The organism is Qipengyuania nanhaisediminis (genome assembly GCF_045862805.1).
Classification (GTDB): Bacteria; Pseudomonadota; Alphaproteobacteria; order Sphingomonadales; family Sphingomonadaceae; genus Erythrobacter; species Erythrobacter nanhaisediminis_A.
Window position 1 is genome coordinate 2448132 of record NZ_AP025760.1, and the last position, 25938, is coordinate 2474069.

Below are 25938 nucleotides of genomic sequence, written 5' to 3' on the forward strand. Positions count from 1 at the left end.
ATGACCACGGCCAAGGACCAGGTGCTGATCGCGCAGATCACCGATACACATGTCGGGTTCGAGCCTGAGGCCGGGGAAAACGAGTTCAACTTCGTGCGCTTTCGCAACGTGCTCGGCCACCTGATGGCGCAGCCCGTCCAGCCCGACCTCCTGATCCTGTCAGGCGATCTTACCGATGCCGGGCAACCCGATTGCTATGCCCGTATCCGCGACCTCGTGAGCGAATGTGGGTTCGCGGTGCATGTCATTCCCGGCAATCACGATAGTCGCGAGGAAATGCTGCGCGCTTTTCCCGAGTGCCCGACGGTCGATGGCTTCGCGCAATTCGCAATCCACTTCGATGACGGTGACAAGGGCCTTCGCATTTTGTGCGTGGATTCGTTCGAACCGGGCCGGCATGGCGGCGCGTTCTGCGAAACGCGCGCCCGCTGGCTGGCAGAAGAGCTCGCCGCCCATCCCGACACGCCCTCGATCATCTTCATGCACCACCCGCCGGTAGTCGCCGGGATCGAATGGATGGACCCGCGCCCGCACGAGGAATGGTTCCAGCGCTTTCACGAGACCGTGCGAGGCCACCGCCAGATTGTCTCTATCCAGGCGGGCCATTTGCATCGCCCGATCCATTCGGTGGTCGAAGGCATCCCTTTATCGGTCACACCCGCTGTCGCACCCGCGGTCGCACTCGACCTCAGGCCGATGGATACAGACCACGCCGATCACCGCCCGATCGTGGCCGCCGAACCGCCCTTCTACAGCCTTCACCTGTGGCGCAAGGGCATGCTGGTCTCGCATTTCCAGCCGGTCGGCCAGTGGCAGACGCTCGCACGCTACGAAGAGCATCTGCGCCCGATGATGAAGGGTCTTTTCGCCGAACGCGAGTGATCCGACCTGATTGTTCCGGCGGCTTGTCGTCAGTCCTCGCCGGTCGCGTCTTCACCGGGTCGCACAGCCGCCATGTCAGCTAGGGCGCCGGATTGCGGTTCGCCCGGGATTGGGGTTCGATCACGCCCGGTATTGCCGCGCTGCGGCGCAACTGCAGGACCGACCCAGCGATCCATTTCGACCTCGTCCGAAACGCGCCATGGCACGCCCGAGCGAGTGAGGAACAACCGCTCCATCTCCTCGCGGGTAAAGGGCCGCGAACCCAGCCTTCCGAACACCGCCATCTGCCCTCCGGTCTCGTCCACCGCCCGGTCGCGGTCGAGCCCCTTGGACAGCGCGATCGCCGGCGATGGCGTGCTCGCATGGGCGATGAGTTCGGGCACGGGCGCAGGGCTGAACCCGTAGAAATTACGCTGGCTGTCAGGGCTGGTGAGCTGCAGGACCTTCAGCCCGTTCACCCCGTCGGCGACATAGGCGAAAAGCGAAGCATTGGTCGATGCGACGATCACGTCCTCGGCATCGTTGAGCATCCCGCCGAGCGTCACCTGTTGGTGGAGGCGCGGTGCGCGCGGGCGCTCGACATCGAGAATGACGAGCCCATCGCCCTTTGCTGCGACATAGGCAAAAGTACGCGCGACATAGATCCGCCGCGCATCGGCGAGCGGATAGGTCGCCTCGGGCACCGCTACCGGATTGCGGAGATCGGTGACATCGAACAGCTTCACGCCGTCGGCATCGCTGACCCACAGATAGCGGAACTGGATCGCGCTCGCACGGGCATCGGCAAGCTCGCGCACGGCGGCGAGTCTGGGCGCCGTGGGATCGGACAGGTCGATCACTACCAGCCCGCGATCGGCGGTAACATAGGCCACCTCGCCAGCGAGGTGGACATGGCGCGCTCCGGTCAGCACCCCGCCCGGGTTCCATGCATCGGACCCGTCGGCGAAAACCTTGCGCTCGAAGAAGTTGTTGCGCAATTCGCCGTCTGACAGCGTGTTGACATCGACCAGGATGAGCCCTTCGACCGCGTCGCTGATGACCGCGTAGTCGTAAATCGGCAGGAAGGGCTGTTCCTGGTTGGCCTCGCGCATTTGCGGGGTGTTGCGCTGGGGCGCGATCGGCTGGTTGGTGGCGAGCGCCATGCAGGTCGCGTTCTCGGTATCGATATGGGTGTCATGACCCAAAGGCGAGAACGGCGCGGTGATGATCCGCTCGGACACGCCCTTGTTCGCGATCGAGGCGACATCATAGGCGCGAAAGCCCCCGCTGCCCTCGGCGACGAAGAGATACTCGCCGCGCAATTGCAGGCAGCCGACCCTGTCGCGCGTGCCCTCGTGAACATTGACGAATTCCTCGAATGGCTTGGTCTCGCCCGACAGGTCATCGTCGAAGGCCTGTCCGCGCACCCAGTTCTTCAGTTCGCGGTCATTGTCCTCGACATGGATGCGCCAGTATTCGGGGTAGGAATAGCGGTGGAGATAGGAGCCGATCACCGCCTGCGGCTCGTCATATTCGGTCACGCGAACCGCGCTCAGCCCGCCTTCGAGGCCGGTCCAGGCATGCATGCCGACGAAATTGACGTAATTCGTGCCGAGCAGCAGCAATTGCGCCATGATCGCGTTGTTGTCCTCTGCCTCGGACAGGTGGCAATCGCTGCAGGTCTTGGTCTCGTTCAGCCGGACCGTGTGCGGGAAATGCGGCGCGAAGGCCTGGCTCGAAAAGCCGATCGCCGAGATCGGCGGCTGCTGCACGTAGATCCGCTCGCGGTTGATATTGGTCGAGGAGAGGACCAGCGCCGAGGACGAGCGGACCGGAGCGGTCTGGTTGCCCTTGGTCGTCTGGTGCACGCCTAGCTGGAACATCTGGTCGCGCGCGACCTGCGGATTGTAGCTGGCGAAATTGCGGGTCGAGCCGCCTTCGTAGCGATGCGACTTCGTCTTCCAGTTGGCCTCGATCGGCAGGTGGCAGCCGCCGCACGACGTGGTCCATGACAGGTGGCAGGTGAAGCACGCCATCTCCTCGTCCTGGTGTGCGCGGTCGTTTTCCCCGATCCCGTCGCCAAACTCGAACCGGCCGGTCTCAGCGCCATAGCGGCTCATCAGTTTCGAGCGCGCGGCGCGGGCGTTGAAGACCGGCGTCGTCGGGTCGACGCTGTCGCGCACGAGGCTCATCTCCCATTCGAGGTCCGGGTCGACCAGGCTGCGCTGGATCAGCACCCGGCGGCCCTCTGCATTCTCCATCCACTCGAACCGGCGGCGGCCGTCGGGATTGCGCAGCAGCGCGAGATTGTGACCCTCTGGCGGTGCGGCCGGCCCGCTGGTGCGAAGCGTGGGATAGGCATCGGCGGTTCCGTGGCAGTCCTTGCACCCGATCTCGATCGCGTTTGCGACCTCGCCATAGATCAGGCCGTTGCCGTGGGTGTCCTGTTCGAAATGGCAGTCGACACATTGCATCCCGACCTCGGCATGGATGCTCATCATGTGCACAGCTTCGCCCGGGTTGGTGCCGGGCTCGACGAATTGCCCCTCGCCGTCGCGCCGCCAGCGCTGGCGCCAGCGTTCCTCGTGCCGGGCAAACTCTTCCGGCGTGTCGGTCTCGGCATCGCCGGGGCGCAGCACCTCGCCATCGGCATCGAGCATGTTGCCGTCGCGGTCGCGCTTGAACACCGCGCGGAAATTCCAGCCATGACCGTGATAATCGGCGAACTGGGTGTGTTCGAGATAGGGGTTCAGTTCATAGACATTGCGCAGGAAATCGAGATCGGCCCACATGCCGCGCGCCGCGGCGCCCTCGGGGTTGCGGTCGAGGATCGCGCGCACCTGTTCGGCGGTCGGGAAACGCTGCGTCTTGTAGAACTCGGTATAGTCATCCTCGCTCATGCCCTCGGGGCGCGGCGTGGCGTTTTCCGGCCCCGACCACATCATCGGCGCGTCAGCCTCGTAATCCCACATCGTGTAGCCGAGATAGGAATTGAGGAAGATATTGGGCTGGTGCATGTGACAGCTCATGCACTGCGCGGTCGGGATGGCGCGGGTAAAGACGTGGCGCAGCGGGTGACCGGTTTCGCGCTCGGGACCGTGGCTATCATCGGCGTGTTCGTCCCCGCTTCGGGCATCGCCGGGACCGATCAGCGCGCCGTGCCCCTCGGGCTCGGGAAAGCGCGCATGGGCAAGCCCGCTCTCGGGAAGACCGGCAATGCCGTAATCGTGGTCTGACGAGGCCTCGCCGGGGACGCGGGCCTCGCCGCTCACCGATTGGCGGGCAAAGCACTGGAGCGCCTCGGCTCCGCTTGCGGCCTGCGGATTGATGCAAGGGTCGACTGTCACCGTCTGCCCGTCGCGGCCGTGCTGAGCATAGACGAGGCTGTGGCGCGGTTCGCGGTCATTGGCATAGACCACGTGGCAGCTTGCACAGCCCGAATGGCGATAATCGCCCGGCTGGTCATTGGTCCCCATGAACCAGGTGAATGGGTCGTTCAGCCGGGTCTTGTGAATGTTGAGCGCGGGGATCGCGACGCGCAGGCCAGTGCCGGGGCCACGATTGGACTGCTTGAGATCGGGCCGCCCGGGTTCCTCGAGCCGCTGGATCTGGCCGGTCGGGTTGGGAATGCCAATTTCGGGAAATTGCGACAGGATCGTGCGCCCGCCGCGCTCGAACACGCGGAAGACGTCCGCTGGCGGGATCACGTGCCAGGTCGGCAGCGGGTAGAGCTGCGCGAGCACGCCGCGCGCTTCCTGTTCGGGCGAAAGCTGGCCCTCCTCGCCCTCGCCCGGCGAGGCGATCACATTGCCGATGCCCGCCACCGTCGCCGGGTCGCCGCTGCGGGTATAGGCTTCGCCAAGGATGTAGTTCTTGAAGGGCAAGATCCCGTTATTGTAGGTCGCCCCGCCCCACAGCATCGCGCCTGTGGCCATGATCGAGCGTTCGGCCGCCTCGATCGCCTGGATGTGGCACGAACCGCAAGCCTCGCGCGCCACGCGGTAATCGGACGGGTTCACGAACTTGATGAATTCGGGGCTTTCCGAATTGAGCAGCGCGTAGGAGCGCGCAGGGTTGGCCGAGGACGGGAAATGCCAGCTATCCGGGTATTTGGGCAGGACGTGAGCGCCGTCGCGCGCGGCTACGTAATCGGGGTGATCGAAGGGCAGCTGCGGGTTGCCGCTCACGCTCGCATTGCCGCCATGGCAATCGGTGCAGCCGAGCACCACTGCGGGCGTTTCGTGCATGGTCGGGGCATCGCTCGCCCGGTGACAGGTCAGGCAGCCGGCAGACTTCGCATCGGCATCGGCCTGGCTCTGGCGCGCGGGCGCGGGCGGCGCGATCACCAGGCTGTAATCGCGATAGGTCGGCGTCTCCTTGTCGGCCGCCTGCGTTTCGCCCTGGAACACCGGCAGGCCGAGCACCAGCGCGGCCAGCGCGAGCACCAGCTGGGGTTTGGAAAGGCGTCCGGGGATCGAGATCGCGTCCTCCTCCATCAATAGGCCAGCGTCACGTTGGCGAGGACGGAATAATAGGTGCTGCCGTCCCCGCGATTGTCGAACAGGTCCTTGAACCCGTCGCCCGAAAGCAGCGCCGCGCCAGAAAGCCGGAACACGATGTTCTGGTTGGCCTTGGGGCGCCAGATCGCCGATGCCGACAGGTCATAGCCGATCTCGTCGGGGATCGAGCCCTCGATCCGCAGGTTCTCGAGCGTGGCGGTGTCCTCGAACCACAAATGGTTGGCATTGGCGCTCAGCCGCAATTCGGGCGTGAGGTCAAAATCGGCCCCGACCCCGACCAGCCACAGGCCGGGATTGTTGAAGTTGGACTGCCCCTGCTCCTTGGACGAGCGAAGGTTGTTGAGAATGCCATTGCGGCCATTGACCGAAACCGCGCGCCCACCGCCCGCAAAGGGGATGGTCTGGCGGATCCAGTAGGAGGTGTCTGCTCCGGCGAAAACGGGGTTTTCGAAGATCGCGTCGAACCCGTTTTCCTCGTTGTCATAGGGGTCGGTGTCGCCGCTCTGATAGAGGCCCGACACCCTAAATCGCATCCAGTCGCGGTCATAGCTCAGTTCGATCGCGGCGAATTGTGCGTTGATATCGGCCGGCTGGCCGGTGAAGAAATTGTTGCGGTCCTCGCCCAGCGCCCAATAGGCGCTCGCAGTGATGTTGATCCGCCCGATCCGGCCATCGGCATTGTAGCCGATATAGAACACGTCGTAATCGCGCCCGCGCAGATCGCCGAGCAGCGCCGGGCGCACGGGGAAGCCGTTATCGTCGATCTCGATGTCGTCGGCTTCGCGGTTGCGGTTGTAGGCGACCGTGATCTGGCTGGTCAGCGCCGGGATCAGGAAATCCTGGCGGTAGAGATTGGCGATAAAGACGAAATCGTCGCGCGGGCTCTGCACGACCGAGTTTAGCCCGCTGTTGGTGTCCTTTTCGAGCCGCCAGAACGCGGCAAGATTGAACTGGACGCGGTTGTTGTCGCGATTGCCGAACAAACGCACGCCCAATTGCTGGTCGTTGAACAGGAAGCCACGGAAATCGGACTGGAACGGCTGTATTCCGGCGCGGATCGAGATGAAATCGAAGCGGTCATTGTCGAACTGGGTGAAGTGGTAATCGACAAAGGCTTCCTGGACGCCGAGAAAATGGTCGAGCCGGTCGCTGTCCTTTGAAGGCTCGACGAACAGCACCCGCCGTTCGGGCACGTCGACATAGTTGACGTTGTAGGCAAAGGTCAGCCGGTATTCGACGCTTGGCGGCTTGTAGGCGGTGCTGCCCTTGAGCAGGGCCGCGCCGATGATGAAGGTCTGCGACAACACGGTCGAAAAATCGTCGCCGAATACGTCGAGCCGGTCGGGGTCCTCGGTGGTCTGGACGCCCACGGGTATGGGGAAGGTGCGCGGCTCATAGACGCTGTCGCTGATCGCGTTCACCACGAAGAACCAGTCATCGCCAGTGATCGGCAGCCACGGCACCTTGTCCGGATTGATCGGGCGGTCGCCCTTGTAGGTGTTCTGGTTGTAGGGATCGAGCAGGCTCTCGCGGATCATCGGGTTGCCGTCGATATCAGTCACCGCGTCGATCAGCCGCCAGCGATCGGGGATCGGAACCTGGTCGGGCGAGAATGCCTGCGGAGGCGGCGCGCGGATCGCGCCCTGGTTTTCCTGCTCTATCCTCTCGGGCAGCTCGGGATTGAAGCCGGGCCTCTCGCGCCCCTCGATGATCGGCCGGTCAAGCTCGCGCGGCTCGCTGTCCTGCTGCTGGTTAAGTCCGCAGCCCGGTATGGTGCGGTCGTAGCTGCCATCGGCATCGAGGCATAGCTCGCGCTGCGCAGGCGTCGGTGCCGGTGCCGGGTCGCCAGCTGGCGTGGCATCGGCCTGGGGCGGAGCGGCTGCCGGGCTTGCCAGGCTTACAATCAGCGGGACGAGCGCAAACCCCATCGTCACAGCCCTTCGCAGACATTCTGCGCCGGATTGTCGAGGAAGGGGGCGAAGGGGCAATTTACGTAACGCAGCCGGGTCTGGCGCCCGTTGACGGTGACCACGATGCGATCGGCGCGTATACCCTTGGGCGCATTGCCGATCCCACCCGCGCGCAAACCGGCATTGTGCAGGCCCAGGAAGCTGATCATGTCGTCCTGGTCGATCCCGTCGCCCGACACACCCAGCCCGCCGACCAGCTGGCTGCCGCGATAGACCGGGACCGAGCCGGGAAAGATCTGGATCCCGTTGTCGATCCGCGTGCCCTGCCCCGCAATATCGGGGAGCGTCGAGCAGCTGCGCGCGGTGTCGGTGTTCGACTGGAGAGTGACGAACTGGAGATGCTGGGCGAGGTTCTGCAACACCAGCGCCGATTGCAGCCCGGTCGAGAACGGGTTGAATTGCGCGATCGGGCGCGACAGCGGACCGTTGGGCGTGCCGACCTCGCCATCGGGGAAATACGGCCGCGACAAATTCCCGCCGGAACGATCGGCAAAGGCATGGCTACCGGTCAGCGCGGCCGGATCGTTCAGGAATGCGCGCAAGCGGCCGACGAATTGTGGGACCTCGCCCTGCGCGGCCTGCAATTCACCCGCGGCAAAGGCGCCCGAGAAGAAATTGGCGGTGCGCGCCTTTTGCAGGCTGACATCGGTGCCGAAGATCGGCGCATCGGGCGAGCGCACGATTCCAAGCACACGTCCGCGCGTGTCGACAAGGCTGATCGTGACCTGCGCCCGGCTGTCGAGCGGGCGGCGGATCTGGGCACGCGCGCGGCTCATCACCGCGAATGCTTCTTCCAGGATGGCAGTAGCCTCGGCGCTGCTGATCGGAGCGCCGATATCGGCCCCGTCGGTCCCACCGCGCACCGGGAAGCGGTTGGTCCCGGCTCCGTCCGACAGGACGAAGGCATTCTGGTTGGAAAACTCGGCCGCTCTTGCAGCGCGCACGCCCGAAGCCTCGCTGCCATAGGCGGTGCCCGCCCGGATGGTGCCATTGTTGTAGCTGCGTACCGCGACCAGCGTGCCGGGCGTTCCGGCGAGATTCGCCCCAGCCACGTTGGCAAGCGCGCCATAGGTCGCATCGGTGTAGCGCAGCGAGGTGCCATCGGCCGAAATCCGGTCAGCGCGGATATCGGTGGGAGCCTCGAAGCCGATCGTGCCGGCGAGCGCGATGAATTCATCGGCATCGGCATCGACATCGAGGATATTGTCATCGAAGCCGTAAACACCGTCGGCGAGCACTCCGACACCGCCGACGACCACTCCGTTCTTGTAGAGCGGGAAGCCGCCCGGATCGGCGGCAAGCCCCAGCGGCGAGCGCTGTGGGCCGATCATGCCATCGGCCATTCTCGTGACCAGGTCCGAACACGGCAGCTGGCTGAACTGCACTCCGAACAGCGGGCCGCTTTCGAGGCCCGCAGTGGTGGGTGCGGGCGGGAAGTGTTCCTGGACGATCTGCGATGCGACCCGGGTCGAGAACGCATTGCCCCCGCTCGACAGATAGGCACCGGTGATCGCCTTGGAGATGGCAGCCGCCGCGGTCGGCACGTCGAGCCCCTGGATATCGATGTTCTGGCCGTTGGGCGCTTCGGGGATAGCCGCGGTGACGGGCGCGCCGGGCATGCTGAACACGCCCAGGACATTGCCCACCCGGTCGACCACCGCGATCACCGCCGGGGTCCCTTGCGCGCTGGCCTGGGCAGCGGCCTGAGCGATCACCGTCTCGACTTCGCCTGCGCTCAGGCTTTCCTGTGCAGGCGCGGCATAGAGCTGGCCGGTGGGAGGATTGGTCGGCGGCGGACCCTGGACCGGATCGCCGCCTCCGCCCGCAGGCGCGCTGTTGCCGCCTCCGCATCCCGCCAGCATGGCGAGCGATGCCAGTGCGCCTATCGTCCGCCCCCGCGCCATGGTCACTGGAGCCTGCGGATGGCGGTGGTGGCCGATGCCAGAGCGGTGCGGAAATCGGCCGGGCGATAGCTGTTGGGTTCCTCGACCGCGACATAGGCACGGTTGATGTCCGAACGGATCGAGGCCGCAGCGCCAGTGGTGATCCGCCCATTGGTGACGAGCGCGTTGAGCAGCGTGTCGATCGCCATCACCGCCTGCACCGATCCGGCATAATCGGTAAAGCGCGGACGGGTGGCATTGCCCCCGACGATGGCGATCACTCGGAAGGCATCGGCATCGATATAGGCCCGCTGGCTGAGCGCAGTGGAAAGCTGGAGCGCCCGCTGCGAAAGCCGCGTTGCAGCCGCGCGCGCATCACCGTTGTTCCCACGCCCCATCGCCGCGTGAAAATCGCGGCTCGCCGATTGGAAGGCGTCGGCCTGCGCGGGCACCAGCGCCCCTGCCACCGCCGAGAGCATGATGATGTTCTCATCGTTGAAGGGCGGATTGCCGAACGGGATCGGCCGTGCTGGATTGGTCTCGAACGTAAGCCTGCGCCGGTCCGAGTCCTGGATTTCGCGATGGCACGAATGGCAATCGAAGAAATAGAATTGCGGGAAGATGCCTTCCATCGCGAAGCGCGGTTGAGCAAACAACCCGGTCGCGCGGCGCACCGCCTCGGCCTGTCCGACCGCCCAGAACCGCACCGCGTCGGGCGCGCGCTTGCGGCGGGAATAATCGGCATCGACCTCATGGTGCTGCTGAAGCGCGCTGAACAGGTCGAGCTCGAACGAGATGCGCGGATGGCCCGCAGCCATCATCGCGTGAGTCACGAACTGGCCGGTCTTTTGCGATCCGTAATGGCAATCGAGGCAGACATTCGCGCGCACTTGCGGGTTTTCGAGCGGGATGAGGCCATCCGATACGTTGGAGGCGTGCGTGGACGGGCGCGCGTAATGCGTCGCAAGCCAGGCATCGCCCGCCGCGCCGTGGCAGCTTTCGCAGCCGACCCCGTCCGAAAGCTGGAAGCGTGGCCCGCGCACAGCCTGTGGGACGAAAGTGGCATGGCAGCCGAGGCATTCGCTCGCCCTGGTTGCCGAACCCAGGCCGAGGCTCTGCGCAATCTGCTGGCCACGGCGACCGGCGAGGACGCTGTAGGCGCGGCTGTGTGCCCCGCTTGGCGAGGAAGGCTCCTGCCAGATCGCGATCTCGTCCTGCCGAACGACCGCGCCATTGCCCGCGGCACGACCGTGGCAGGTGGACCCGGCGCAGCTTGCCACGCCTTCGAAAGTGCCGTTTCCGTAAACGATGGCTGCGGGATACAGCGCGAAGAGGGCCAGCACCGCCAGGCAACGCAGCGATCCCGCGCCAAGCCGGTCCAACGACCTGCCAAGTCTGCGACCGATCCAAGTTCCCGTCATCTCACCCCCCCGAGATGGCATAGCTTCGCCTTTTTATCGGCGCTGTGCAAGCCCCGCGAGCCGCCTTGTGCAAAGCCGTTGGGCCGGGTCTGTCTAACCCCACGCGCGCAAGAAGGCAGGTACGCGCGAATCCCGCACCGATGCGCGCCGGATCACGACCTAACGCAGCCGTCGCCTCACTGACTGGACATGATGCCGGCGAGGCGCGACGCGGGCGAGCGCAATCGATTCCGTTTCCGTTGCAAATTGCTGGAACTGACAGCGCGCCCTTTCACAGGCGACTGGCGCTGGAGGCCTGCGTCGCTCGCCGCCCGACCTAGCGCGATGCCAGCGCGACGTGACGCTTCATGTGGTGATCGACATTTCCGAATTCGCTTTCGATCATGGTCAGGCGCTTGAAATAATGGCCGATCGCGTATTCGTCGGTCATTCCATTGCCGCCGTGAATCTGGATCGCCTCCTGACCGACAAACCGGGCGGCCTGGCCGACGCGGACCTTGGCAGCCGAAGCGGCAAGCTTGCGCTCGCGGTCGGGGGCATCGAGCTTGATGGTTGCGAGATAGGTCATCGAGACCGCCTGTTCGCACTCGGTAAACATGTCGACCATGCGGTGCTGGAGAACCTGGAAGGACGCGATCGGAACGCCGAACTGCTTGCGCTGCTTGGCATAGTCGAGCGTCGTCGCATGGGCGACCCTCATCGCGCCGCACGCCTCGGCGCACAGTGCCGCGATCGCTTCGTCGGCTACACGTTCGATCAGCGGAAGCGCCTCGCCTTCCTCGCCGATCAGGGCGTCGGACGGCACGCTGGCATTCTCGAAATAGACCTCCGATGCGCGGCGGCCATCGACCGTCGCATAGTCGCGGGTGACGACGCCGTCGGCGCTCTTGTCGAGGACGAATACCGAGATGCCGCTCTCATCGCGCCGGTCGCCGCCGGTGCGCGCTGTGACGACGAGATGGCTGGCCCAGGGCGCGCCGATCACGACCGCCTTGTGGCCGTTGAGCACCCAGCCATCGCCGTCCTTTTTCGCGCTGGTCTGGACATCGTGGAGGTCATAGCGGCCCTGCGGCTCGGCGTGTGCGAAGGCATAGACCCGCTCGCCCGAGACGATCGCGCCGATATGCTCCTCCTTCTGCGCCGCGCTGCCTGCATGCTTGAACACGCCGCCCGCGAACACGACCGTCGGCACGAAAGGCTCGACGACCAGACCCTTGCCGAATTCTTCCATCACGACCATCGCGTCGACCGGACCGCCGCCAAAGCCGCCGTCCTCCTCGCTGAAAGGCATACCCAGAATGCCCAGCTCTGCCAGCTGCGCCCAGATTTCCGGACGCCAGCCGCTCTCGCTGGCGATCACCTGGCGGCGGGTTTCGGGATCGTAATTCTCGCGCACCAGCCGCGAAAGGCCGTCGCGCACCATGTCCTGTTCTTCGGTGAAGTTGAAGTCCACGTGTCTTCCCCTGAATGCTTGTCTCGCGCGGCGCTTAGAGGCCGAGGATCATCTTGCTGATGATGTTGCGCTGGATTTCGTTCGATCCGCCATAGATCGAGGTCTTGCGCATGTTGAAATAGGTCGCCGCGGCATGCTGGGCATAATCGGGTCCGATCGGGTACTGGTTTGACCCCGGATCAGCGATGCTGCCATACATCGGTGTGCCGTAATTGCCGACCGCCTCGAGCGTAAGCTCGGTCAGGCGCTGCTGTATCTCGGTGCCCTTGATCTTGAGGATCGAGCTTTCCGGTCCCGGCCCCTTGCCCGCCTGCTCGCCAGCGAGCGTGCGCAGTTCGGTGATCTCGAGCGCGTCGAGATCGATTTCGAGCTGGCTGACCTTGCGGGCGAAATCGAAGTCCTCGATCAGCGGCGCACCGCCGAGCGTTTCCTTGGCCGCGATCTCGCGCAGCTTCTCGACCCCGCGCTTTGACCGTGCGACCCCGGCAATCCCCGAGCGTTCGTGCGCGAGCAGGAACTTGGCATAGGTCCAGCCCTTGTTTTCCTCGCCGACGAGATTTTCGACCGGAACGCGCACATCGGTGAGCCAGGTCTCGTTGACCTCGTATCCGCCGTCGATCAGCTTGATCGGCTTCACCTCGACGCCGGGCGTATTCATGTCGATGAGGATGAAGCTGATGCCTTCCTGCGGCTTGGCTGCATCGGGATCGGTGCGGCACAGGAAAAAGCCCCAGTCGGCATATTGCGCAAGCGTGGTCCAGGTCTTCTGGCCGTTGATCACGTAATGATCGCCGTCACGCACCGCGGTGGTCTTGAGGCTGGCAAGGTCAGAGCCTGCGCCCGGCTCGGAATAGCCCTGGCACCACCACACATCGCCCGACAGGATGCCGGGGAGGTGCTGCTTCTTCTGTTCCTCGCTGCCGAAGGTGTAGATCACCGGGCCGACCATGGAGACGCCAAAGGGCAGCGGCATGAAGGTGCCGACCCGGGCGTTTTCCTCCGACCAGATATAGCGCTGGGTGGCGGTCCATCCGGTGCCGCCATATTCCACCGGCCAGGCCGGCGCCGACCAGCCCTTTTTGCCGAGGATCTTGTGCCAGGCGGTCATGTCTTCGGGCGACATGTCCTCGCGATTGCCCATCCCTTCCAGGTGCTTGGGATGATTTTCCTCGATGAAGGCGCGAACCTCGTCGCGGAAGGCTGTTTCCTCGGGCGTGAAATCAAGATTCATCGGGCGTGCTCTCCGTCGCTTGCCAGTTGCCGGCCTTGATGCCACGGGCTTGCCCGATGCTCAAAGCCTAATTGCAAATTGCAACGCAATCCGGCGGCGAAAAGACGCAATCGGTCTTAAAAATCACCCGCACCCCGGTGCTAGCCCTATTGCCGGGTGTCAATTGCGTTGGCGGTGGCGACGATCGAGAAAGCGGTGCTTGAAAGCACGGACAGGAACCGTTCGAGCTCGACCCCCGGGGCGGTCGCGACATAAAGCAAATCGTTGTCGCGCATGGTGAAATCCTGCATCGCGAACAGACTTTGCGCATCGTCCATGCGAAGGCTGTAAACCACTGGAACAAGGCCATTGGCGGTCGTGTGCGCGCTCTCATCGAGCAGCGGATCGATCGCGGCGCCCTCCTCCATCCGGAACACGAACACGCCTTTCACGTCTGCGCGGCGATCATTGAGCCCGCCAACCCGACCGAGCGCTTCGGCAAGGCTGATACCCGCGCCTTCGAACGGCACCTCGGCGCTTTGCGCGACCGCGCCGAGCGCGACGAAGCTGAAAGGCTTGTGTTCGAGAGTGATGACGTCGCCGGGCACCAGCCCGACATTCTGGCGCGGATCGGCGATCACCGCGTCGAGCGGCATGGAAGCCTGGGTGTCGCCGCGCGACAACCGGATGGTGGTCTCGCTGATCGGCGCGCTGGTCCCGCCCGCGCTTGCAAGCGCATCGAGCAGGCGTTCGCCGCGCGCGGACAGCACCATGCGCCCGCTGGCACCGACTTCGCCGAGTACGGTCACCGTTCGGCTCTCGTTCTGGACCAGCCGAACCAGCGCCTGCGGATTGTTGGCTCGCCCGTTCAATCGCGAGGCGATGATCGCCTCGACCTGTTCGGGCGCGAGGCCGGCGACCGGGATGCGCCCGACAAACGGAACCGAGACCCTGCCGTCTTCGCTCACCTGCTGCTGCGGGATCATCGTGGTGCTTGCCGCGTCGAGATTCGCCGCCCCGCTTTCGCCCGGCCCTGATGAACCGAACAGCACTGCGGGCGGCGCTTCCCAGATGGCGATGTCGAGCACGTCGCCCGGCCCGATCAGCGTCGCCGAAATCGCGCTTTCGCCGAAAGTGCGCTCAAGGCTGCTTGCCGCCGCATGTTCGCGCAGGCGGCCCAGGACAGGCTCGTCGATCGCAATGACCGCGATCCCGCTCTCGGCATAGCTGGCGCCTTGGCTGTCGAGCACCGCGCCGCGCGATGGCCCCGTCCCGCCAAGGCTGCTGCATCCGGCAAGCGCCATTGCGAGCAGGCCTGCAACAGCGCCGCGAAAGGAAACGGATCGGGAATGGGTCATAGGTTCGCGCATAGGTTCACAGGAAGCGGTCATAAACAGGTTCGAGCCTCTCGCGGTAGGCTTCGGGCGAATAAAGGGCCGCCTGAGCGCGCCCACGCCGGGCATGTTCGGCGCGCAGGTCGGCATCGGCATCCATCGTGCGGATCGCCTCGGTGATCGCCTGCGTATCGTAGGGATCGACCATCAGGGCGGCGTCGCCCGCGACCTCTGGCAGAGACGAGGTGTTCGAGCAGATCACCGGCGTGCCCAGCAGCATCGCTTCGAGCACGGGCAGGCCGAACCCTTCGTAAAGCGAAGGAAACAATGCCGCCTTGGCCCCGCGGATCAGGCTGACGAGCAGCGGGAAGGAGGCGTAGGGCATCTGGATCACGCGCTTCCTCGCTCCGCGCCGCCGCTCGAGCGCGCCGTGAAGCGTCTCGGTGTCGCCGAGCAATTTGAGCTCCTGCTCAGCCTTCCACGCCTGCGCCCCGACGATCACGAGCGGGGTATCGACCTGGGCTGAAAGATAGGCCTCGATCATCCGGCCGATATTCTTCTTCGGTTCGAGCGAGCCCCAGAACAGGAAATAACCCTTGTGATCGAAGCCGGTCAGCCCCTCGACCTCGCGCGCGACCTGGTCTTCGGGCTTGTCGCGGAATTTCGCCGGGATCGACACCGACTGGTAGGTATTGGTGATCCTCTCAGGCGCGATCCCGACGAGCTCCACGAGATCGCGCTTTGAATTTTCCGAGACGGTGACGAAATGCGCGGCCTTGCGATCGAGTTGCTGGAGCATTTGCAAATAGCGCCGCTTGTGATCGAGCGTGGTGTAAGGCAGCCGCAGCGGGACGACATCGTGGAGCGTGTAGAGATTGGGCCTGCCCTTCACATGCAGCGGGATCGGATAGGTCCAGTGCGCGAGATCGGGTTTTTCCGGAAGCCGGATCGCCGATGGCTTCTTCCACAGCTTGAAGGCGCTCTGGGCGCGCATGAACAGGTCGGGCGAATTGAACAGCCTGTCGAAACGCGGAAGGCGCGAGGCGAAAGTGCGGGTGATCACCCGGCCCGAAATCGGGATCTGCTTGGCGCGAAAGGTCAGCGGGCCGTGGATCGCCTGCTGCACCTGTTCGATGATCTCGAGCAGGCGGATGCGCTCGTCTTCGCTGGAATCGAAGAAATAGATCTCGCGCAGCAGGTCATCGCGCGTCGCGCTCGCGCGGTTGCCGTAGAGCACGTCGATCTGGTGGCCGAGATTGCCGATCTCGTAGCTCAGATTGCGGGCATAGGTCGCAACCCCGGTGCCCTTTTCCAGGCCGAGATTGTAGCCGTCGATCAGGATCCGGGCCACGTCACCCCGCCTTTCGTTGAAGATTGTGTCATGCCGGCACCGGCTGGCTTGCTGTCACGAGCGACGGCCAATTGGCAAACCCGCCGGCCGCTGTCAGCGCTGCCCAAGGATCATCTGCCTCTTGAATGGCGCGCGCACAGGCGCGCTTTTCGTCGATATCGTCGCCGGGAAGCGCGATTGTGGCGAGGCGTTCGGCCCATGACAGGGCAGCGCCGCGATCGGGCCGGGGCGCGTCGGATACCAAGCGGCGGGCAGCGGCAAAGCGGTCATCCGCAATCATCGCGCCCAGCACCGCGTCGCAATTCTCGCACCCGCGCAGCAGGGCGAGCATGGTCGCATCGTCGATCGTCTCCTTGCCCCAGGCAACGCGGGCGAGCAGCGCGATATCGGGCGCGGCAGGCGCAGCCTCATGCGCTTGCATCCCCGAATAGGCGCGGGCCGGATAGTGCGCGAGCGAGGCGTCCTGCCGGGCAAGAACGAAGGCGAGGTGATCGCGCACCTCTTCATCGGGTTCGCCAAGCGCGATGGCGGTGCGATAGCCGATCTCGGCCCGCTCGAATGCGCCCTGCTCCTTTGCCATGTGCGCAAGCTGGACCCAGTATGAGCGTTGGTAGGGGAAGATCGCCAGAGCGCTTGCATAAAGCGCTTCGGCCTCGGTCCAGGCGCCCTCATCGCGTTTCCAGTCGGCGGCCTGGACCTCGGTGCGGAACCCGTCATCGAGCATGGCCGCGATATGCGTCGCCTCGATCATCTGCCTGCGGCCTTCGAACACATTGCCATCTTCTGGCTCGTGGCCGCCATCGAGGCCGATCGTTGCGCGGAAGCGCTCATAGGCTGCCTCGAACTCGTCGAACAATTCGAGCTTCCCGGCGTGCAGCACGGCGAAGCGGTTGCAATGGTCGCGGATATAGGAAGCGTCGTGCGAGATGATGATCATGGCGCGGTCGGCGCGCTTGCGGAACAGCTCGCGATTGCAGCGGTCGTGAAAGCGCGCGTCGCCGACCGCTCCGACCTCGTCGATCAGGAAACAGTCGAACTCGATGATCATCGAGATCGCAAAGGCGAGCCGCGCGCGCATTCCCGATGAATAGGTCCGCACCTCCTCGCCCAGATAGGGACCGAGCTCGGCGAAATCCTTGACGAAAGCGAGGTTCCGCTCGATGTCCTGGTCGTAGATGCGGCTGATGAAGCGAATATTGTCGAGCCCGGTGAGATTGGGCTGAAAGGCCCCGCCAAATGCGATCGGCCAGGACACCGACATCGACCGTTCGACATGGCCCGATGTCGGCCGTTCGGCCCCGCTGATCAGGCGGATCAGCGTCGACTTGCCAGCGCCGTTGCGACCGAGGATGCCGAGCCGCTCTCCCATCGCAAGGTCGAAACTTACCTGGTCGAGCACCACCTTCTCCCCGAACCGCGTCGGGTAGGTCTTGTGAAGATCGCGCACGCGGATCATTCGGGCACCACCCGGCGCGACACGTAGCGCAGGATAATCAGCGCGATCACGCTGAGCACCAGGTTGAACGGGACCAGATAGCCCAGGTCATAGACCGCGCGCGCGCTGCTCCCGAAAAAGCCTTCGCGCACGAATTCGACCCCGTGGACGATCGGGATCCACAGCACGATGTCTTGTGCGAATTGCGGCAAGGCGGCGACCAGGAAGGCCGCGCCCGAGAGCGGGAACAGGAGATAGGAGAACGGGTGCCACAGCTTGTCGACGAGATCGCTGAGATAGGACAGGGCCCCCAGCGCGATTGCCAGGGCGCTGCCGAACCAGGCGATCAGCAGCCAGCCCGCCGCCACGCTCAGCACGTCTTCAGGCGGCTCCATCCACTCGATCGAGATGAAGAACAGGGCGAGCAGCGAAAACGAGATGGTCGCTCCGCCGAATTCGAGCAGGAGCCGCGCGGCATAGATGTCGAAGACCTTGATATTGCGGTGATACATCAAGGCAAGGTTCGCCTGTAGCGCGCCGATGCAGCGGCCGGGCATGTTGCGCCACAGCAGCACGCTGGAATAGCCGGTCAGCGCGAAAGCGACGATCGGCAGGTCGCTGCCATGGACCGATTTCGTCGCGGTCCACAATATGGTGACGCCGATTGTGAAAAGCATCGGTTCGGCGAACAGCCACATGAAACCGATATTGTGCCGCCCGTAACGCGTCAGCATCTCGCGCCGCAAAAGCGCGCCGATCACGCGCCTTTGCACCCTGAGGCTTGCTGCAAAGGACGGGTCTGAGACAGGGGCCGGAGCGGATGCCATCGCCTGCCCCTAGTCCCGGTGCTCGCGCACTCCGACCGCGAGCATGTAGAAGACGCCCCAGGCGAGCAGCCCGAGAACGAGCGTTGCCAGGATCGAGCGAATGCGGCGGGGCTGCGCCGGGTAATCGGGCAGGCTGGGGGCGGAAATCTGTTCGAGATAGGCCTGCTTGCGGCGGGCCTCGGCGCGCGCTTCGACCAGCCCGGCGCGGGCCGCGGCGAGCTGGCTTTCGGCGAACTCGGCATTGACTTGCAATTCCTGGTACCGCGTCAGCGCGCGCGAGAGCGATGCGCGCCCGCCCGACAATTCGGCCCTCGCGCTGGCGATTTCGGCGCGCAATTCGCGCACCTGCGTCTGAAGGAACGGGATCTGCGATGCCTGCGGGGTGTAGGTCTGCAATTGCCGCAGCCGGGTCTGCGCCGCGATCAGCTGGTCCTGGAGCTTGGAGATAATCTGCAGCCCTGCCTCGGACTGCTGCTCGGGATCGACAACCCCGCTTGTCTCGCGGAAACTGGCAAGCTCGAGCGCGGCCTGGCGCGCGGCGTCGGCGGCCTCGTCCACTTCGCTCTCGGCGATCGCGATCAGGTCGCTCTGCGCGCGTCCGGCAAGGCTGTTGACGAGTTCCTCGGACTGCGCGACCAGCCGGGCGTTGATGGCCTGGGCCTCGGCCGGATCGAATGCACTCACGCTGATCGTGAGGATCTGGGTCGTCGCGCCCTCATCGACGGTGAGCTTGTCGCTGAAATATTCGTAGAGCTGTTCCTCGCTCGCGCCCCAAACGGTGCCGAACCGGTCGAACCAGAAGATATCGTCGCCGCTATAGGCCTCGCGGATCAGGCCGTCGCGATTGCCCTGCTGAAGCGCCTGGCGCGACTGGAGATAGGCGACCACCGCATTGTTGCCTTCGCTCGCCGCACCGAAGCCCGTTTGGTCGAGCGCCACGTCGAGCGCCGATGGGGCCGATTGCACCGGGCTGCGCACCACGATCCGCGATTCGGAGACATAGACGTCTTCAGCGAGCACGCCGTAATAGGCGACCGCAATCAGGGTCGGGATGACGACGGTCACCAGCACCAATGGGTGCAGCGAACGCGCGAAAGTGCTCAGACGGGTCATGCCACAAGGCTGCTTTCACAAGCGCTGGCGGTTTTCAAGCCGCCGGGCATGATCGCGGCCTCGACCAGTTCGAAATGATCGGCCCAGCTCGGCGCGGCAAAGGCATCCGCGCGCGCTGCGCGCGTATCGTGGCAAACCGGTATTCCGGCAGCCGCGCAGATCGCATCGCGCCAGGCGGCCGGGTTACCCGGATCGATCAGTTGCGCGCATCCCTGCCCGATCTCGCGGAAGATCGGGATGTCGCTGGCGATCACCGGGGTGCCCGCGGCCAGCCCCTCGACCAGCGGAAGTCCGAAGCCTTCGGCAAGGCTGGGAAACAGCAGGGCCGAAGCGTTCGCGACCAGCCCCGCCAGTTCGGCATCGCGGCAATCGTGCCGGACACTCACATGCCTTGAAAGGCCCGCGCGTTTGCGCAAGGGATCAAGGATGGTTCCGGTCATCGGGCCGGTCTGGCCGGCGATGGTCAGCACAGGCGTATCATCGCCCAGCCTGTCGGCAAGTTCGGTCCAGACATCGAGCAGGAGCGCGTGGTTCTTGCGCGGCTCGATGGTCCCCACGCACACGAAATGCGGGCGGTCCTCGCGCCTTGCCGCGGTCTTGCCGGCGGGTTGCGCGAACAGGTCCTGCCCTGCCAGCGGGGCGATCACGATCCTCGGCAAGCGCAGCGAATGGCTGCGGGCATAGGCGGCGAGGTCTCGCGCGACGACCTGCGATGCCACCACGATCACTTCTGCATGGCGAAGAGCGCGCCGCACCCGGCCTTGATGGCGTGCCACCGCGTGCGGGCGGGACAGATCGGGGCGCAGGATCGGGATGAGATCGTGAACGAAATAGACCGGGCGAAGCCGGTTTCGCTCGATCCAGTCAATCTGCTCGGTCAGGTCGAAATCGGTGTGGCTGACATTGAGATAGGTCAGCCCCGCAAGATCGATCGCCGGCGCGGGGCCGAAGAATGCAGCCGGAAACCACGCCGCGAATTTCGCCCGAAAACCTCGCGAGGGAGCAAGCAGCATGTCGAACAGCTGGTCGCTGCGCCGATAGCCCAGAACGCGGATCATCCCGCGATGCTGGACGACCGCGAGAGCACGGTGCCGGTATTGCCTGAGATAGGCATAGCAGACGCGATCGATCCCGGTCGAGCGACGCCTCGTCCAACTGCGCGAAACCAGCCGGGTGACATCGATCAGGACCGGTCGCAGGCTCTCACGCATTTTCAGCCTCGCGCGCCAGGGTGGCGATGTGCCGGCCGGCCTCGGCCTCGGCTAGCGCATGGGCGCGCGGGTCATCGACGTCGATCCACCACGCCCCTTCGATGTCGAGGGCGAGTGCGCGGCCCCGGTCGGCGAGGACCTGCATCCCGTCTGACAGGCTCCCTGCCTTGCCTTCGGCGATCGCGGTTCGAATCGCTGCGGGCAGTGACGCATCGGCCAGAAAGGCCCCGCAATCGACCGCATCGTAAGGCGCGATCGTCTTTCCGATCCGCACGATTTTGTGCGCATCATCCAGCGCAACCCAGGTGGCATCACCGGGATCGACGAGCGGATTGTCGGGCCGGTCGGTGGCGAGGATGACATCGCATTGCGCAAGCTGCTGCGAGGCAAGCCGGCAGAGCAGACCGTCGGCAAACAGGTGATCGGCCATCAGCAGGAGGAACGGGCCGTCCACCACTTCCGCCCCGGCGATCACGGACCAGCCATTGGGCCGCGACCAGTCATCGATCCGCACCGCGCGCACCTCGCATCCAAGTTCGGCATCGAGCATTGCCAGTTCGGCCTCGACCGCTTCGGCTTCGTGCCCGGTGACGACGATCACGCGGCGCAGCCCTGCCGCTGCCGCCTGGCGCACCGCGATCGCAATCAGGCTCATCGCGCCCAGGCGCGCGAGCGGCTTCGACGCACTGAGCGCCTGCAAGCGGCTGCCATAGCCGGCAGCCAGGATGATCGCGGTTCGGGTCAAGGATGTCAGCCGGTCTGGTTCGTTCTTGCGCCTGGTCCCAATCTCATTCGGCCGCGCAAGGGTAGGCGCCGTATTGGGTTGCGAGGAGTTTTTCGGCCTGTTCTTCGGCCATCTGGACCGGAGGATGCTTGCAATAGAATGCCGAGGGCGCGACCAGCGCGCCCGCTTCGCCGCGTTCGCGCGCGAGGCGGCAATAGCGGATCGCATCGATCACGCAGGCCGCGGCATTGGGGCTGTCCTCGACCGAGAGGCGCATTTCGAGATGCATCGGCACATCGCCGAACTGCTTGCCCTCGATCCGCAGGAAGCAGATCTTGTTGTCCTTTTGCCAGGGCACGTATTCGGACGGGCCGATGACGATATCGGAGGCGTCCAGCTTCTTGCTGAGGGCGCTCTGCACGGCCTCGGTCTTGGATTGCTTCTTCGACCCGATCCGCTCGCGGTCCATCATGTTCATGAAGTCGGTATTGCCGCCGGTGTTGAGCTGGTAGGTGTGATCGACCCCGACGCCGCGCGATGCGAACAGCTGGCTCAACATGCGGTGCACGATTGTAGCGCCGATCTGCGCCTTGATGTCATCCCCCACGATCGGCAGGCCGCGACTGCGAAAGCGCGATTCCCATTCGGGATCGCTGGCGATGAAGACAGGGATGGCATTGACCACCGCAACGCCCGCCTCGAGCGCGCAGGTCATGTAGAATTCACTCGCCTCGTGCGAGCCGACGGGGAGGAAATTGACCAGCACCTCGACATCGGCACCCTTCAGGGCGTCGACGATCGCGGCCTGACTGGCATCGGGCGCATCGGCGGGCTGGAACCCGCGCTCGTCCGCTCCGGTCATGTGGCCTGCCACCCCGTCGAGACGGCGGCCCATGATGACCGGCGCATCGAGCGGTGCGAGTTCGGAGACGAACCGGGTGGTGTTGTTCGGCTGGGCGAAGATCGCTTCGCTGAGGTCGCGCCCGACCTTGCGCGCATCGACATCGATGCCGAGCACGATCTCGACATCGCCGACACCGTATTCGCCGACCCATTCGCTGATCAGCCCGGCGCGCGCGCCGTCCTCGCGGTAATGCGCGATTCCCTGGACCAGCGAGCTGGCACAATTCCCGATACCGACAAGAGCGACCCTGATCGGCTTCATGAGCCTGATTTCCGAACCATTATCTACGCCTCCAAGAACGCACGCCCCCTACGATTGGGCGAATGCGCGGCTGGTGTGCCCCTTCCCTTCTCCGTCTGCGAAGGCGCCTCTTGGGTGAGGAACATGACACAATCAAGTAACAACACCTAATCGCCCTGGCTCCGCGCGCGGAAGGCAACCGGCTGATAGCCCGCGCCCGCGCGATTGACCTTGGCAGGCGCACCGGCCATGGCTGGCGCGCGCCCTTCACTGCCATATACTCTCACCCTGAACCCGCGCTGTCCGCCCAAACAGGTGTCCCATCGTCACCGTCTGCATCGATTGCCGCTATATCGGCCCGCGACCCAGCGGGATTGCCGAGGTCGTCCAGCAGCTGGTCGCACACGCGCCGCAACTGGCACCCGACTGGCACTTTCGCCTGCTGCGCAGCCCGTCGGCGAAAGGCCCCCTGAGCGATGCGGCCAATGTCAGCGAGCGCATCGTGCACGTGGGAGCTAACCACCCGGCCGGTGCCTGGCTCCTGCCCGAACTTGCCGATCTTGACCGGTGCGACCTGTTCCACGCACCGGCCAATGTCCTTCCTGCACGGCTGCGGATGAAGACGCTCGTGACGGTGCACGACATCATGTGGCTGACAGCGCCGCAGTTGTGCGATGCGAGCCTGGCAGGCGCGATCAAGCGACCATATTTCGCTGCGGGAATCAGGCGCGCTATCGCCCATGCCGACCGGATAGCGACGGTCAGCCAGGCGACTGCCGACGCGATCGAAACCCGCTTTCCCGGCGTCGCAGACCGGTTGCGGGTGACGCGTTCTGGCGTCGCATCACGGTTCCGCCCAGTGGCGAGCGAACCTGATCTCTTGTCCCGCCTCGCGATCGGGGCGGACCAGCCCTTCGCGCTCGTGGTCGGGCAATCTGCGCCCTACAAGAACCACGCGGCGGCGCTCGAAGGCTTTGCACGAGCGCTTGGCGGCAAGCCGGATTGCCTCATCGTTTTCGTCCAGCGCCGCACGGCAGGAGGCCCGTCGCTGGCGGCAATGGCGCGCAAGCTCGGTGTCGAGCGACAGGTGCGGTTTGCAAGCGGACTGAGCGATGGCGAACTGGTCGCGCTCTATTCCTCGGCCAGGCTGCTGCTTCACCCGTCGCTGTGCGAAGGCTTCGGCAATCCGATCGCCGAAGCCATGGCATGCGGCTGTCCGGTCATCACCAGCGACGGGGGCGCGATGAAAGAGGTCGCAGGCGGCGCGGCGGCGCCCGTCGATCCTGAGGACGTGGCGGCCATCGCATCCGCGCTCGGCGCGCTGTGGAACGATCGCGATGCGCTTTCCCGCTGGCGCAGCAAGGGCCTCGAGCGCGCAAGGACCCTGCGATGGGCCGATTTCGCCGCCGCCAATGTCGCCATCTATCGCGAATTGGTCGGCGGCTGAGCTGCGAGCACGGCCGCGATGGCCCGCTCCGCCCGGTCGGCGAGAAAGGCCAGCACCAGGCTTAGCACCACCAGTTCGAAGACCACGATCAGTATCGGCAGGCCGGCAATCATCGCGATGCCGATGACGATGGTCCGGATGTTGGACGAGAGCGGCATCGCGGCGCGCACCACCGGGAGCACCTGCCGCCGGACTTCCTTGCGCAATGCCTCGCGGCCCGCCTCGTCGCTGCGCTCGAAACGCGTGTCGAGCGCCCTACCTCCGCGCGCCATCCAGTCGCTGACCGCGAGATAGAGGCGCGTCAGCCCGCCGAACGGACCGCGCGCGGCTCCGAGCGCCTCTTCTTCACCGGAGCGCAGCCAGGCGCTGCCATGCACCCACCAGCCATATTGCCGCCGCTGGGTCTCGTAGAATGTGGTCTGGAAGGCGCGGGCAATGCCGGCAGCGATCATCAGCAGCCATCCAGCCCCGCCGATCTGGTCTGCCAGAACGCTCGCCAGTGCGATGTAGAGCACGAGGTGGCTGAGATAGTCGCTTGCCCCGTCGACGATCTCTCCGGCCGCGCTCGCCCGCCCGGTCATGCGCGCCAGGTCGCCATCGGCACCGTCGAGCACGTGCCATGCCATGTGAATTCCGAGTCCGGCAGCGGCGGCGGCAATGCCGAGGCCCGAGGCGTAGAGCCCGGCCGCGAGGACGACCAGCGCCCCTCCCGCGACCGAGACGGCGTTGGGGGTCACCGGCGTCGGCGCGAGCGCGTTAGCGAGCCGCGCGGAAAGCGGGTGATAGAGCCGGCGATTGAGCCAGTCCTCGAGTTCCGGAGGACGGCCGGTGACGTGTGCCGGGACAGATTCGCGCTTGCTCACGCGCGGCGCGCCGCGCATGGGGTCAGCGCGCTATGCAGCGGCCGCGTGGGATGTAAGGTCATTGCGAAAGCCGCGTCCGGTTCCTGTTGTGCGTGTCGAGGGTCTTATGGCGAGCGAACCCCTGCTGTTCCAGAGCGAAAAGGACGCAGCTGCGCTGATTGCCGGCATCCCCCTTGCCGCGCGCGCGGTCATGGCACTTGCTCGCGATCAGCGAGACGGCGGCCCGCGCGATCTCATCGTGCTCGAAGCGCCCGGGGGCTGGCACGACAGCACGGCCCTCGCCAACGAGATTGCCCGGCTGTGCCCGCTGGCCGGCACGAAGTTCAGCACTTTCCAAGGCGTTTCCGGCACCCCGGTCCTCGACCCGCTCACCGTCATCACGACCGGCAACGCCGCCGAACCGCGCCCGGCACACGCCGTGCTCAAGCGCGACCCGCGAGACGTCGCGATTGCCCTGGAAACCGAAGCGCGCACGGTGCTGTTGCGGACCGGCAAGGCGACCGACGGCTTGGTCAGCCGCTGGATCAACCGCCCGATCTCCCGGTTCCTCTCGCACCACCTCCTGAAATGGCGCGGCGTGCGCCCGCTCCACGCGACGATCGCGACCGCGCTGATCGCGCTGGTGATGGCATTCGCGCTCGTCATGGGCGGCGAGGTGGGGCTGGTTGCGGGTGCAGTCCTGTTCCAGCTGGCATCGATCGTGGACGGGGTCGATGGCGAGATCGCCCGCGCCACCCTGCGCACCTCGAAAGCCGGGGCGAGCCTCGACACCGCCATCGATGCCGCGACCAATGCGGCTTTCATCGCGGGCGTCAGCGCCAATATCTGGCAGCAGGGATACCGGGATGCAGCCTTGGCCGGATGGGCTGGCCTTGCTCTCATGGCGATCGGGCTGGGTCTGATCGGCGCGCGCTCGCTCGCGAGCGGTGGGCCGCTCAGTTTCGATGCGCTCAAGCACCAGGCATCGGCGAGCGGATCGGCCGTGCTGGCCGTGCTCGGCAAGCTTACCTCGCGCGATGTCTATGCGCTGGTGCTCGCGCTGGCGATCATCGCGGGGTTTGCTGCCGCGGCCATGATCGCCTTTGCGATTGCGGCGGCGACCTGGTTTGTCGCCGCCATGATCATGCTGGCAAAGGCAGGTGGCCCCGAGACCCGGGGCCGCTGACCTTCC

Annotated in this window: 18 protein-coding genes; 3 read left to right on the forward strand and 15 right to left on the reverse strand. The window is 65.3% G+C overall.

The features are described from left to right. Positions 1-882 carry a metallophosphoesterase gene (locus ACKTSM_RS11890; RefSeq protein ID WP_407874862.1) on the forward strand — a complete coding sequence of 294 codons (882 nt, stop codon included), beginning with the start codon at positions 1-3 and terminating at the stop codon, positions 880-882. 29 nt (positions 883-911) lie between these two features. Here ACKTSM_RS11890 and ACKTSM_RS11895 read toward each other — a convergent pair whose 3' ends face one another. From ACKTSM_RS11895 to ACKTSM_RS11960, 14 genes are all read right to left on the reverse strand, one after another. Beyond that, positions 912-5357, reverse strand: a complete 4446-nt coding sequence (locus tag ACKTSM_RS11895) for a hypothetical protein (RefSeq protein WP_407874863.1) — start codon at positions 5355-5357, stop codon at positions 912-914. Then, positions 5357-7309, reverse strand: a complete 1953-nt coding sequence (locus ACKTSM_RS11900; RefSeq protein WP_407874864.1) for a hypothetical protein — start codon at positions 7307-7309, stop codon at positions 5357-5359. The genes ACKTSM_RS11895 and ACKTSM_RS11900 overlap by 1 nt, the downstream gene beginning before the upstream one ends. A gap of 2 nt (positions 7310-7311) precedes the next feature. After that, a complete protein-coding gene (locus ACKTSM_RS11905; protein ID WP_407876366.1) occupies positions 7312-9255 on the reverse strand; it encodes a hypothetical protein in 1944 nt (647 codons plus the stop codon). Between the two features lie 2 nt (positions 9256-9257). Next, entirely contained in the window at positions 9258-10577 is a 1320-nt protein-coding gene (locus ACKTSM_RS11910; protein ID WP_407874865.1) for a multiheme c-type cytochrome, read from the reverse strand. 394 nt (positions 10578-10971) lie between these two features. Then, entirely contained in the window at positions 10972-12108 is a 1137-nt protein-coding gene (locus tag ACKTSM_RS11915) for an acyl-CoA dehydrogenase family protein (protein ID WP_407874866.1), read from the reverse strand. A gap of 34 nt (positions 12109-12142) precedes the next feature. After that, positions 12143-13339 (reverse strand): acyl-CoA dehydrogenase family protein, encoded by a 1197-nt coding sequence (locus ACKTSM_RS11920; protein ID WP_407874867.1) that lies wholly within the window; start codon positions 13337-13339, stop codon positions 12143-12145. Between the two features lie 146 nt (positions 13340-13485). After that, complete coding sequence (locus ACKTSM_RS11925; protein WP_407874868.1) at positions 13486-14676, reverse strand: polysaccharide biosynthesis/export family protein; 1191 nt, start codon at positions 14674-14676, stop codon at positions 13486-13488. Between the two features lie 16 nt (positions 14677-14692). Next, positions 14693-16003 carry a glycosyltransferase family 4 protein gene (locus ACKTSM_RS11930; protein WP_407874869.1) on the reverse strand — a complete coding sequence of 437 codons (1311 nt, stop codon included), beginning with the start codon at positions 16001-16003 and terminating at the stop codon, positions 14693-14695. A 28-nt stretch (positions 16004-16031) separates the two neighbouring features. Then, complete coding sequence (locus ACKTSM_RS11935) at positions 16032-17459, reverse strand: ATP-binding cassette domain-containing protein (RefSeq protein WP_407874870.1); 1428 nt, start codon at positions 17457-17459, stop codon at positions 16032-16034. Beyond that, complete coding sequence (locus ACKTSM_RS11940; protein WP_407874871.1) at positions 17456-18265, reverse strand: ABC transporter permease; 810 nt, start codon at positions 18263-18265, stop codon at positions 17456-17458. The genes ACKTSM_RS11935 and ACKTSM_RS11940 overlap by 4 nt, the downstream gene beginning before the upstream one ends. A 9-nt stretch (positions 18266-18274) precedes the next feature. Beyond that, complete coding sequence (locus ACKTSM_RS11945) at positions 18275-19378, reverse strand: hypothetical protein (protein ID WP_407874872.1); 1104 nt, start codon at positions 19376-19378, stop codon at positions 18275-18277. Then, entirely contained in the window at positions 19375-20589 is a 1215-nt protein-coding gene (locus ACKTSM_RS11950; protein ID WP_407874873.1) for a glycosyltransferase family 4 protein, read from the reverse strand. Before ACKTSM_RS11950 ends, ACKTSM_RS11945 begins: the two co-directional genes overlap by 4 nt. Further along, on the reverse strand, positions 20582-21334 hold the full coding sequence (locus ACKTSM_RS11955; RefSeq protein ID WP_407874874.1) for an NTP transferase domain-containing protein: 753 nt from the start codon (positions 21332-21334) through the stop codon (positions 20582-20584). The genes ACKTSM_RS11950 and ACKTSM_RS11955 overlap by 8 nt, the downstream gene beginning before the upstream one ends. 43 nt (positions 21335-21377) lie before the next feature. Beyond that, on the reverse strand, positions 21378-22478 hold the full coding sequence (locus ACKTSM_RS11960) for an inositol-3-phosphate synthase (protein ID WP_407874875.1): 1101 nt from the start codon (positions 22476-22478) through the stop codon (positions 21378-21380). Between the two features lie 421 nt (positions 22479-22899). Between ACKTSM_RS11960 and ACKTSM_RS11965 the strand changes: the two genes are divergently transcribed. Next, positions 22900-23904, forward strand: coding sequence for a glycosyltransferase family 4 protein (locus ACKTSM_RS11965; protein WP_407876367.1), 1005 nt, complete (start codon positions 22900-22902; stop codon positions 23902-23904). Here the strand turns inward: ACKTSM_RS11965 and ACKTSM_RS11970 are convergent. Then, on the reverse strand, positions 23880-24767 hold the full coding sequence (locus ACKTSM_RS11970) for a CDP-alcohol phosphatidyltransferase family protein (protein WP_407874876.1): 888 nt from the start codon (positions 24765-24767) through the stop codon (positions 23880-23882). The genes ACKTSM_RS11965 and ACKTSM_RS11970 overlap by 25 nt on opposite strands. 106 nt (positions 24768-24873) lie before the next feature. Here ACKTSM_RS11970 and ACKTSM_RS11975 point away from each other — a divergent pair, with 106 nt between their 5' ends. Further along, entirely contained in the window at positions 24874-25932 is a 1059-nt protein-coding gene (locus ACKTSM_RS11975) for a CDP-alcohol phosphatidyltransferase family protein (protein WP_407874877.1), read from the forward strand. Positions 25933-25938 lie beyond the last annotated feature (6 nt).

Bases quoted from the DNA above. Each gene is read 5' to 3' on its own strand.
- ACKTSM_RS11920 (WP_407874867.1), bottom strand. From the start codon at position 13,339: ATGAATCTTGATTTCACGCCCGAGGAAACAGCCTTCCGCGACGAGGTT.
- ACKTSM_RS11935 (WP_407874870.1), bottom strand. From the start codon at position 17,459: ATGATCCGCGTGCGCGATCTTCACAAGACCTACCCGACGCGGTTCGGG.
- ACKTSM_RS11895 (WP_407874863.1), bottom strand. From the start codon at position 5,357: ATGGAGGAGGACGCGATCTCGATCCCCGGACGCCTTTCCAAACCCCAG.
- ACKTSM_RS11975 (WP_407874877.1), top strand. From the start codon at position 24,874: ATGGCGAGCGAACCCCTGCTGTTCCAGAGCGAAAAGGACGCAGCTGCG.
- ACKTSM_RS11960 (WP_407874875.1), bottom strand. From the start codon at position 22,478: ATGAAGCCGATCAGGGTCGCTCTTGTCGGTATCGGGAATTGTGCCAGC.
- ACKTSM_RS11905 (WP_407876366.1), bottom strand. From the start codon at position 9,255: ATGGCGCGGGGGCGGACGATAGGCGCACTGGCATCGCTCGCCATGCTG.
- ACKTSM_RS11950 (WP_407874873.1), bottom strand. From the start codon at position 20,589: ATGCGTGAGAGCCTGCGACCGGTCCTGATCGATGTCACCCGGCTGGTT.
- ACKTSM_RS11940 (WP_407874871.1), bottom strand. From the start codon at position 18,265: ATGGCATCCGCTCCGGCCCCTGTCTCAGACCCGTCCTTTGCAGCAAGC.
- ACKTSM_RS11945 (WP_407874872.1), bottom strand. From the start codon at position 19,378: ATGACCCGTCTGAGCACTTTCGCGCGTTCGCTGCACCCATTGGTGCTG.
- ACKTSM_RS11900 (WP_407874864.1), bottom strand. From the start codon at position 7,309: ATGGGGTTTGCGCTCGTCCCGCTGATTGTAAGCCTGGCAAGCCCGGCA.
- ACKTSM_RS11925 (WP_407874868.1), bottom strand. From the start codon at position 14,676: ATGACCCATTCCCGATCCGTTTCCTTTCGCGGCGCTGTTGCAGGCCTG.
- ACKTSM_RS11890 (WP_407874862.1), top strand. From the start codon at position 1: ATGACCACGGCCAAGGACCAGGTGCTGATCGCGCAGATCACCGATACA.